This is a genomic window from Flavobacterium sp. GSP6 (assembly GCF_003984855.1).
In the GTDB taxonomy this organism is placed as follows: Bacteria; Bacteroidota; Bacteroidia; order Flavobacteriales; family Flavobacteriaceae; genus Flavobacterium.
Genome location: NZ_RYDO01000025.1, coordinates 1 through 9,071 on the forward strand (window position 1 = coordinate 1; position 9,071 = coordinate 9,071).

At 29.3% G+C, this 9,071-nt stretch carries 11 protein-coding genes and 1 pseudogene; 6 read left to right on the forward strand and 6 right to left on the reverse strand.

What is annotated here, in order from left to right:
• Both EKM03_RS15035 and EKM03_RS14725 read left to right on the forward strand, forming a co-directional pair.
• A partial coding sequence (locus tag EKM03_RS15035) for a hypothetical protein (RefSeq protein ID WP_199741572.1) occupies nt 1–276 on the forward strand: 276 nt, incomplete at its 5' end.
• Nucleotides 277–554: 278 nt separating this feature from the next.
• Entirely contained in the window at nt 555–2,000 is a 1,446-nt protein-coding gene (locus EKM03_RS14725) for a hypothetical protein (protein WP_199741573.1), read from the forward strand.
• Between the two features lie 134 nt (nt 2,001–2,134).
• Here the strand turns inward: EKM03_RS14725 and EKM03_RS15345 are convergent, their stop codons facing one another.
• From EKM03_RS15345 to EKM03_RS14740, 3 genes are all read right to left on the reverse strand, one after another.
• Nucleotides 2,135–2,404, reverse strand: a complete 270-nt coding sequence (locus EKM03_RS15345) for a hypothetical protein (RefSeq protein ID WP_233584114.1) — start codon at nt 2,402–2,404, stop codon at nt 2,135–2,137.
• 513 nt (nt 2,405–2,917) lie between these two features.
• Nucleotides 2,918–3,385: a transcriptional regulator gene (locus tag EKM03_RS14735; RefSeq protein ID WP_231507358.1), complete on the reverse strand. Its 468-nt coding sequence runs from the start codon at nt 3,383–3,385 to the stop codon at nt 2,918–2,920.
• 2 nt (nt 3,386–3,387) lie between these two features.
• On the reverse strand, nt 3,388–3,903 hold the full coding sequence (locus EKM03_RS14740; RefSeq protein WP_126463460.1) for a hypothetical protein: 516 nt from the start codon (nt 3,901–3,903) through the stop codon (nt 3,388–3,390).
• A 998-nt stretch (nt 3,904–4,901) separates the two neighbouring features.
• Here EKM03_RS14740 and EKM03_RS15415 point away from each other — a divergent pair.
• The 3 genes from EKM03_RS15415 to EKM03_RS14750 all read left to right on the forward strand — a co-directional run bounded on the left by EKM03_RS15415 (nt 4,902) and on the right by EKM03_RS14750 (nt 6,093).
• Complete coding sequence (locus tag EKM03_RS15415; RefSeq protein WP_255416589.1) at nt 4,902–5,030, forward strand: hypothetical protein; 129 nt, start codon at nt 4,902–4,904, stop codon at nt 5,028–5,030.
• 230 nt (nt 5,031–5,260) lie between these two features.
• The gene (locus EKM03_RS14745) at nt 5,261–5,503 is read left to right on the forward strand and encodes an IS3 family transposase (protein WP_158615133.1); all 243 of its coding nucleotides are present in this window, start codon (nt 5,261–5,263) and stop codon (nt 5,501–5,503) included.
• Between the two features lie 176 nt (nt 5,504–5,679).
• Nucleotides 5,680–6,093 (forward strand): IS3 family transposase, encoded by a 414-nt coding sequence (locus tag EKM03_RS14750; protein ID WP_233584115.1) that lies wholly within the window; start codon nt 5,680–5,682, stop codon nt 6,091–6,093.
• Between the two features lie 182 nt (nt 6,094–6,275).
• Here the strand turns inward: EKM03_RS14750 and EKM03_RS14755 are convergent, their stop codons facing one another.
• The 3 genes and pseudogenes from EKM03_RS14755 to EKM03_RS14765 all read right to left on the reverse strand — a co-directional run bounded on the left by EKM03_RS14755 (nt 6,276) and on the right by EKM03_RS14765 (nt 7,577).
• On the reverse strand, nt 6,276–6,509 hold the full coding sequence (locus tag EKM03_RS14755) for a helix-turn-helix transcriptional regulator (RefSeq protein WP_126553770.1): 234 nt from the start codon (nt 6,507–6,509) through the stop codon (nt 6,276–6,278).
• 55 nt (nt 6,510–6,564) lie between these two features.
• Nucleotides 6,565–7,010: pseudogene (tnpA, locus tag EKM03_RS14760) on the reverse strand (IS200/IS605 family transposase).
• 228 nt (nt 7,011–7,238) lie between these two features.
• Nucleotides 7,239–7,577 carry a helix-turn-helix transcriptional regulator gene (locus EKM03_RS14765; protein WP_126553768.1) on the reverse strand — a complete coding sequence of 113 codons (339 nt, stop codon included), beginning with the start codon at nt 7,575–7,577 and terminating at the stop codon, nt 7,239–7,241.
• A gap of 848 nt (nt 7,578–8,425) precedes the next feature.
• Here EKM03_RS14765 and EKM03_RS14770 point away from each other — a divergent pair.
• Nucleotides 8,426–8,677, forward strand: coding sequence for a hypothetical protein (locus tag EKM03_RS14770; protein ID WP_126553766.1), 252 nt, complete (start codon nt 8,426–8,428; stop codon nt 8,675–8,677).
• The last annotated feature ends 394 nt before the right edge of the window (nt 8,678–9,071 follow it).

Here is a 9,071-nt window from a genome sequence, read left to right on the forward strand (position 1 = left end):
GGTGTACTTTGCAGCGGAATCGTGGTGCACTTTGTAGCGGAATCGTGGCGACCTTTGCAGCGGAATATCCAAGAACATTCAAAAACAACAAATGATGGATTATATACAATCATGCCTGTTGGAAGACTTATAAATGTTAAAATTCAAAAAGTTGTCGAAAGTGGGGAATACGAAGAACTAAAACAAGATTTGAAAGAACATTATGAAGGGAATCCAAAAGTTAATGATGTTTATATCTGCCAAGCAGGAACAATTATGATTGATTGTAGAAATTAATATAGTGTAAAGTTAATAAAACCTGCTTACGACAACTACTACAACAGATTTGGGCAATAGGTTTAATTGAAAGTTGGTTTTGTATTTGTGATGACTTGGCAAATCCGAATAATGTCCCAAACCCGCTGTAGTACCAGAACGTCAGGCTGTGAAAAAACCTCCTCAAATTTAGATAGTATTCGGAGGGCTACCAAAGAAAAATCTCAAATATGAGAATCTCAAGAGGTAGATTTTAGTTTTTTCACAGACTGACGTTGTAGGCAATTTTTCCAACGACCATGATAAAACAAGAAAATACTATGAAGATAAGTGAAATTTACAATCTGAATAAATCACAAGCTGAGCTTGATTTTGTTGATATCAATCCTGATGAAGATTTACCTCTTTTTATAGATCCTTTTTTCTTAAGTAAAAAACAAGATAACTGGTCAATTGAAGCGACATTAACCATTAGGAGTTTTTTTCAGCAAGTAATTGATTTAATCAGAAATGGTAATGAAAATGTAGCTAAAGAGCTATTTGACCATCTTCATGAACCAAATGCAACTTGTATGGGAATGTCAGTTGGAAATCCTAGAGGTCGTGGAGTTGGAAATCAAGATACAGATAAAATATATGATAGCTTGCTTAGAAGCAGAGCTATTCAAACTGGGCTTATTCAAGATATTGAGGATAACATCTTATTTGTTGATAATTTCGGAAAAGACAAATTATCAGACATGGCAACAAACATAATAACGTCACATTTGATAACTTATACCCAAAATCAATGTAATTTTCATAATATCCCTTTAACACCCGGTATTTCATCTGATTATTTTTGGAATCGACAAGCAAATGAATGGCAAACTGAACTTACAGATATGCTTGTTGTCAATGGAAAAAGAATATTATTTGTTCCGAAAGGAATTGTTTCTTACAGCAAAGGATATACACCCGATAAATATTACAATCACTTCGTTTTAGAATTTTTACAAAATGAACATTTAAGATTGCAAACTGCATTAGTTCAACGTAAAAATAATGGAGCACATTTTGTTACCAAAAAAAGTTTAAAAGAAATTAATCCTCAGTCCAAAGATTTCCTTAGAAGATTTACTCAAGAGCACCCTGAAGTTCTACAACAATTCAAGGATACAACAGATATTGATTCTTTACCAAATATTGAGATTACAGATATTAATATTAGAGAAGTGCTTCAAAACTTAGTTACACGATTACAAGCAATTCCAACTGGCAACAATTCAGCTTCTGATTTTCACAATATTATCAAAGGCATTTTAGAAATAGTTTTTTATCCGCATCTATTAAATCCAATTAAAGAAAGAGAAATTTTAAACGGACGCAAAAGAATAGATATTACTTTTGACAATGCGGCTAAAAATGGGATATTTCATAGATTGTCTGAAAACCACAATATTCCTTGTCCTTACATTTATATAGAATGCAAAAATTATAGCCATGACATTGCAAATCCAGAACTTGATCAAATTTCAGGTAGGTTTTCAGTTAACCGTGGTCGTGTTGGATTTGTTATATGTCGACAATTTGAAAATAAAGATTTATTTATACAAAGATGTAGAGATACTTTTACTGACGGTAGAGGTCTAGTAGTTCCTTTAGCCGATGAAGATATTATTTTACTTCTGCAGAATTATAACGATTGGAATTCTGATTTTACTGAAAGATTTTTGTCCGATAAAGTTCGTGATATCATAATGTAAACTTAAGGCGGTTTTAATCAAGTGGGGTTTTAAGGAAAAAATAATGTTGGTTTTGTATTTGTAAACTTAATCTTAAATTATTACTTTAAATTTACGAATAATTTATTTTGCAAATCTAAAGGCTGGCTTGAGCATTAAGTATAACAGGTGTTAGCGCGATGCGTCCCGCTCGTGCCCACAAGTTTAGTATTTACTGTAATAAAAACAAAAAAGCAACCTCTTAACTGGGTTGCTTTTTTTACTTTACGGGATATCTTGGGATTTTTAACCAACCAGTCAGTAATATCCAAATCACCTTTTTGTGTACTTTCCAATATAGCATAATACGTATCACGTTCAGCTTGGATTTGAGCCGACATCGAATAAAATCGTTTTTTACTTTGGTCGGCGCGTGCCAGTTGCATATCAGTTATAGCTCTTGTGATGCGTCCGTTACCGTCTTCAAATGGGGATGTATGGTAACAAACCACAAATGGGCAAAAGCGGCCTTCAATACAGGATCAATATCTTGATTTGAAATACACTAGTTTCGGAACTCATTTATAAAAATTAAAATTGATTATTACAAAAATTTTGATTAACCGCTTTATGGGTATACTCATTTATTTTCCTGAATTATTAATGTTCTGGATTTGTCATCTAAAAATGTTGAAGTGCAAAAAAAAGTATTTTTCCTTTCTCATTAATTATTATTTCACTCAGATTTGATTCCATTTTAGAATTATTATTTCAGCTAATATAGAACTATTTTTACTACTAATTACAAGTATCTAGTATTCTATAAATCATATTTCTTTAGCAAATTTCACATAAGTCTTGACTGATTCTTTGTAAAAAAGCCCTCGTTAGAGAGCTTTCCATTTTTTTTCATAAAAAAAAATATTTTCACAATGAGTTCAGATTTATTTTTTTGATTATTATACTTCTACTAAATTACGGTAATCATATTTTTCATATTCTTTTGTATTAGCTTTTTCTTTGTTTAACTCAATCATCTCATTTTTTAGTTGAACTTTATACCATTGTTCTGGTTTAGTATGAGAAAATGTACTAAGTTTCAATGCTACTTGTGCATTTAATTTTCTTTCCCCTGAAAGATATTTATGAAGATTACTATCTCTCATTTCAAAATAAGTTGCTAATCTTTTTTTAGAAAGATTAAGGACTTTTAAATACATCTTAACAAAATCAAGAATTTTTAAAACCTCTGTATCATCACTTTCATTTCGAATATAATCTTCTAATTTATACTGAATAGAAAGTAACCGATTGCTTAATATTCGTTCTCTGGATTGAGTAGTAGAATGGGATAATATAGCTTTTTTTAATTCCCCTTTCTTTTTATCATTCCAAATATCTTCAATTTGAATTTCTTTAGTTTTCATATTCATTCATTTAAAAATTCATCAATTAATTTTTGCCCACCTTCAGGTGGAATAATCATAGAGGTATCACCAACCTTAAAAGCATTGTATTTTTTTGAATATACTGCCATTAGTTTTATTTCCTCTTCTTTATGTTCTTCAAAAACATCAAATGCTAAATAGCCTTCAAAGTCACCTTCTCCTTTTACGAAACTTAACCGACAAGCATATGCAATTAAACAACCTGCAACATTATCATATTCTTTTATCGTTCCTTTGTTATGAGGAGCAATTTCAACATAAGCCATATAGGGTTCAATCTTTTCCTTCATTTCAAAAATTAAACAACCTTCAATTTTTTCAGAAGTTTCTTCAGACACCAAAATATATGTTTCAAAACCTTTCTTTTTCGAGTGTTTATTAAAATTAAATCTCCATCCATCTGCCACTGACGGAAGATTTACTTTTAATAATTTTGAATCTGAAATTTTAGCATTTACTAAAACATTTCCATCGATTTTTAATATTTTTACATCCATTTAAGCAAAATTTCATTAGACAAATATACATAAAAATTATACATATTGTATAATTTATTGCAGTTAATTTTATTGGTTTAGATACTTGAAAAATGGCGATTAATCAATTCCCGTTGCTGGGAACTATCCACTTTAATATATTTCCCCTGGCGCGGGCATCTCGCTCGTGTACATGAAGTATCAGTCGATGAAAAACTCATAACCGTACAAAATATAAAAATATCTCTTTCATTAAATAATTTACTGAAGCACCTGGAAACTAAAGGTTATTATTTATTTGGCGAGAAAAAATTAGAAAACTGGAAATTCGGCAACCATAAAGACCAGTTAGAAGTTGCAACTTTAGTAATACGAAAAATAGATAGTAAAGATGTTATAAAAGTAGATTTGAAAGATGCCAGCACCTAACTGCTTTGAGCTAGCTGAAATTTAGTGGAATTACCGTTTCGCATCAAGTTTTAGTTAAACGGAAAATTGAGCGGTTACGAACTTCCAGCAAACTCAAGGCGGTATAACGTTAGCAACAACCTTAAAAAAAACCGAAAATTATTAATATTTATTTGATGAAAAAATGTTCTCGATGCAATAGCCAAAAAACGATTATTTATTCTACACATAAATTTCATAATATCTTGCAATGTGTAGATTGCAATAATTTAATTCTTACAACTCTTGGCGAATGTTGTAATGATCCTTTTTTTAATGTTACTATTGATAATAGAAATCCTGAAAGGTTGAGGCTTCATAGACAATGTCAAAATTGTGGAGGTTGCGTGGATAGAAATAAACCGTTAAGTCAAAACAATATTCAAAAGAAATTAGATTTAAATTTAGTTATCCGAACTATAATAATTGGGCAAATGAACGTAAAGAAAATTCAACGCAATTGTGGGAGTTTGTAAAGCCATTAAATTATAGCACTTCAAGATTTGCAAAATATTGGACTTGCTAACTTTACCTGTATAAAAAGTTAAGAATAAAAACCTTAATTTTAATTTATGAAACAAGTACGTAAAATTTACGACCGTGCTTTTAAAGAGAAAACCGTCCAATTTAGTTATGAGAGGCCTAACATTTCAGAATTAGCTAGAGAATTAAGAGTTACAGCTCCACAATTGAATAAATAGAGAAAAGAGTATGATTAGTATGAAGAGTTTGGACAAGGAAGTTTTCCAGGTAACGGCAATTGTAAAAGAAAACGCCAGAACAGGAACGAATAGCAGAGCTTATAAGTAGGTTCAAAAGACGCAGAACTAGAACACGATATATTAAAAAAAGCGATAAACATCTTTTCCAAAAACGGTCGATGATTTATACTTTAATCAGAAACAATGAAAAGATATTTCCGATTGAAAAGATGTGCAAAGTATTACAAGCAGGACAAAGACGTTATTATCATTGGAAAAGTCAGTCCGTTTCAGAGCGAAAACAAAGAGTCTTACTTGTGAAAGAAAAGATAACTTCCATTTATTTTGATTCAAAACAGCGATATGGAAGTCCACGAATGAAGGCAGAGTTGATTTCTCTGGGTAATAAAATATCAAGAGTTACGGTTGCTAAATATAGGAATCAACTGGGTTTAAGAAGTAAATTAAGCTAGAAATTCAAGGTTACAACAAATTCTAAGCATAAGTATTTAATTGTTCCCAATGTTTTTAATAGAGAATTTTCAGTTACAAAACCGTCAAAAGTTTGGGTATCGGACTTACTTAAATTATAGTAAAAGAAGGATTTATATATTCAACAACCGTTTTAGACCTTTATGACAGAAAAATTATCGGATGGAGTCTAAGTAATGGAATGAATGTAGGGGAAACTTCGTTGGCAGCTTGGAAAATGGCTGTTAAAAACCGAAGTATTGAAAAAGGATTACTATTTCATTCTGACCGTGGAGTTCAATATGCTAGTAAAAAGTTCACCAATGTGATTGAATCTTATAAAATGATTACAAGAAGCATGAGCCAAAAAGGGAATTATTCTGGTAATGCAGTAGCTGAGAGCTTTTTTAAGACTTTGAAAACAGAACAAATTCATAGAAATAAACTCCTATCAAAAGAACAGATGAAACGAGCTATATTTGAAATTATTGAAATTTGCTATAACACGAAAAGAAGGCTTTCCGCTTTAGATTACAAACCATTGAAGAATTCTGGATACAGAAAAATAATTTTAAAAATGTTGCTTAACTAATACTGCGGGTTTTATTTGCGCATCCAAATACTACTAAATGAATTAATACTAAATGAAAGAATAGTTTAAACTAGACCCAAAATTCGAATTGATTTCTTTTTAAGATCAAGAAATTATATTTAAAAATAAAATCCTAAATTTGACTCAAAATTAAATCAACTCACATCAACAACGTTGTGGAACTAGGTACCTACATTAATACAAGTCGAATTATTTCCAAATTCAGTATCATCAAAAAATTCATAAGCACAAACATTAAAAATAACTGCTAATTTAAAAATTTTAGACAATTTCATATCAACTGTTCCATTTTCAATAGCCAAATAATCAGAAATACTTACTTCCAATTCCGAAGCTGCAAAGTCAACAGTCACATTCTTGAACAACCTTATTTCTTTTATTTTTTTATAAATCATATTTTTTTTATTGAAAATAATGAATAACCCTGAGGCAGAGCCTAAAGGTATCGTGTTATTCAAAAGTTAACCGTAGCTGGTTTTTGTTAAATGATTTGTAAACAGTCTTTTCTTCTCCTTGATTTTGAATGTATTTCTGAATTACATTCTCATTTCCATATTGACCAACTGTATTTATATAATATCCACTCGTCCAAAAATTACCACCCCATAATTTACTTTTAACGTCTTGACGCAATCGGAAAATTTCTTTTGCAGTTATACTTTTTACTGTTATAACAATGATTTCAACAGAAATTTTTGGTAGACTTTGTATCAAAAAATGAACGTGATTTTCATCTGCCCCAATTTCAATAAAATGAATTTCAAACCGTTCTGCAATGTTTTTACAAACTTATTTCTACTTCTTCAGACAAAACATTTCTTCGATACTTTATCTGGTAAACTAAAATGATAAAGTAACAAACTTTTATTATGCCGTTTGAAAACAGGTACACTCATCAAACAAATATACTACTCTTTAACTAGTGACTCCGAGGCATAGCCTCGAAGAATTCTTTTGATTAAATTTCAAAAAGATAATTGTATTGCTAATTTAAGATAAATAAATGAAAAACAAAGTTGTTTTCTAAAAAAAGGTTCTTCTTCTAAAAATACAATTCCACTATTTTAGGCGAGGAACATAAATTAAAAAAAAAGTATTATAAATCTAACCTCGTGTTTTTAAATTCACCTGTTTTTATTTATCGGTAATTGGTTCACATTTTCTAAATTAACTACCTGTTCTTTATCAAAAAAAGTTTTTGCTTCAGGACTTGCTTGATGTACGGAGGTCTCATTTACATTATTCTTGAAAAGAGTTGAAACATCAAAAAACAATAAGTCAGTAATTGAAACTCCCAAAACAGCAGCAATCTTATAAAGTTTAGAAATAGTCAAATCAATTTCACCGCGTTCTATTTTACCATAACCACTAGTACTCATTTGCAGTTCTCCGGCTACATAATCTCGAGTTAGATCATTCATCTCTCGAATTTTTCGTATATTATAATAAGTCTTTTTATTCATGATTTGAGGAAGTTGTGAATTAAACTTGTATTAATATATCTATTAAACATTTGTTAAAAAAACGAAAATCTGTTTAATAATACTTAAATCTTAAACGTTATTACAATAATACTCTTTTTTACAACCGATATTATGTTCACCTTAGTACTATTATGTCCTAAATAAGGACAATTCTAATTTACATAATTAATTTTTTTAACATAAAATACCAAATACGTTAAATAAACATTATAAAAAACCAATAAAAGTGTTTTAACTGTTAAAAACTAGAATAATATTAAAATAACATGAAATACCTTATTGTTTTACATTTTAAAAAAAAAAATTAAAAGACAAATATGCTATTGAATTAAAGAAATAAAACAAAGAAAATACTGATATTTTAAATTTAAAACAACATTTCTTATTTATCTACAATTTATTGGCAACATAATGGTTTGGATATAATTTCTTTGGATATGTTTAATATTTTAGAAGGTTTTTATAGTCATTGAAAGTCTAAATGCAATAGTAATTAAAGTACCTTCTAAATACTACATTGTTAACAATTGGACATGCTTCAGTTAAAGAACTAAAAATAATACTTTTTAAAATTACTACAAAAAAATCATCAGAATCAAAATGTCCGAAATTAGGAGAAAATCGCCATGTTATTCCTTCTTATGTTTTACATTATATATACATTTGAACTTAAACAATCAATAATGTTAATAATGCAAAATATGTTCAAGTAGTACTTTTTTTCTATAATGGAAATAAAAAAATAAAAGTTCGAAATAAAGAAAAACCCCTTAACAATTATTATTTAGAATTCAAAGAAGTAACTACTAACTATAAATTCAATTAAAATGAAGATTTTAAAATATATTATAAATGAAAAAAAAATACCCATTATTTTTAGTTCAAAAATATTGCACAATGAAGTACTACAGCAAGGGGAATCGGCTGGATTCTTAATTTTACGTTTGGACAAAAAGGAGCAGCAGTTTTCAGTAAAATGTTATGGAGAAAGTTCAACTTTAAACATAGCCAAAGCAGCAGAAGACGAAAGTTTAATTGAAGATTATTTAAACAACGAATTTGTAACATTTTCAAAATAAAATTCAGTCTTTCCTATATAAACTTCGAAAAGCAGAACCAGAACAATAATATTATCCCAATTCAGATCTTCATATTACGACATTATCAATAATAGCTTGTTAACCAGATTTAAAATTGGCAACCAAAAATACTGGAATATGTTAAAATCATTGAACAAAGTCTGATTGACACCACTATTTTTATAATTAATTTCAAAGGAATTACCACCTCTCCTGCAGCTATTATAAATCAGGATTTTTTACCAATAACGATTCATTAAATAATTCGAGGATTAATTTTTCTATTTCGGGACTACAAGAAAGCAACGGCAAGCACTATTGGACATGCTAACTTAGCCATCACATTAAGTTAAGAAATAATCTTAATTTTAGCCTATGAAACAAGTCCGCAAAA

Excerpts from the sequence above, each read along its gene's own strand:
- EKM03_RS14755 (WP_126553770.1), bottom strand. The coding sequence starts at position 6,509 with ATGATTTATAAAAAAATAAAAGAAATAAGGTTGTTCAAGAATGTGACT.
- EKM03_RS14725 (WP_199741573.1), top strand. The coding sequence starts at position 555 with ATGATAAAACAAGAAAATACTATGAAGATAAGTGAAATTTACAATCTG.
- EKM03_RS14740 (WP_126463460.1), bottom strand. The coding sequence starts at position 3,903 with ATGGATGTAAAAATATTAAAAATCGATGGAAATGTTTTAGTAAATGCT.
- EKM03_RS14765 (WP_126553768.1), bottom strand. The coding sequence starts at position 7,577 with ATGAATAAAAAGACTTATTATAATATACGAAAAATTCGAGAGATGAAT.
- EKM03_RS14770 (WP_126553766.1), top strand. The coding sequence starts at position 8,426 with ATGAAGATTTTAAAATATATTATAAATGAAAAAAAAATACCCATTATT.
- EKM03_RS15415 (WP_255416589.1), top strand. The coding sequence starts at position 4,902 with ATGAAACAAGTACGTAAAATTTACGACCGTGCTTTTAAAGAGAAAACC.
- EKM03_RS14735 (WP_231507358.1), bottom strand. The coding sequence starts at position 3,385 with ATGAAAACTAAAGAAATTCAAATTGAAGATATTTGGAATGATAAAAAG.
- EKM03_RS14745 (WP_158615133.1), top strand. The coding sequence starts at position 5,261 with ATGTGCAAAGTATTACAAGCAGGACAAAGACGTTATTATCATTGGAAA.
- EKM03_RS15345 (WP_233584114.1), bottom strand. The coding sequence starts at position 2,404 with ATGCAACTGGCACGCGCCGACCAAAGTAAAAAACGATTTTATTCGATG.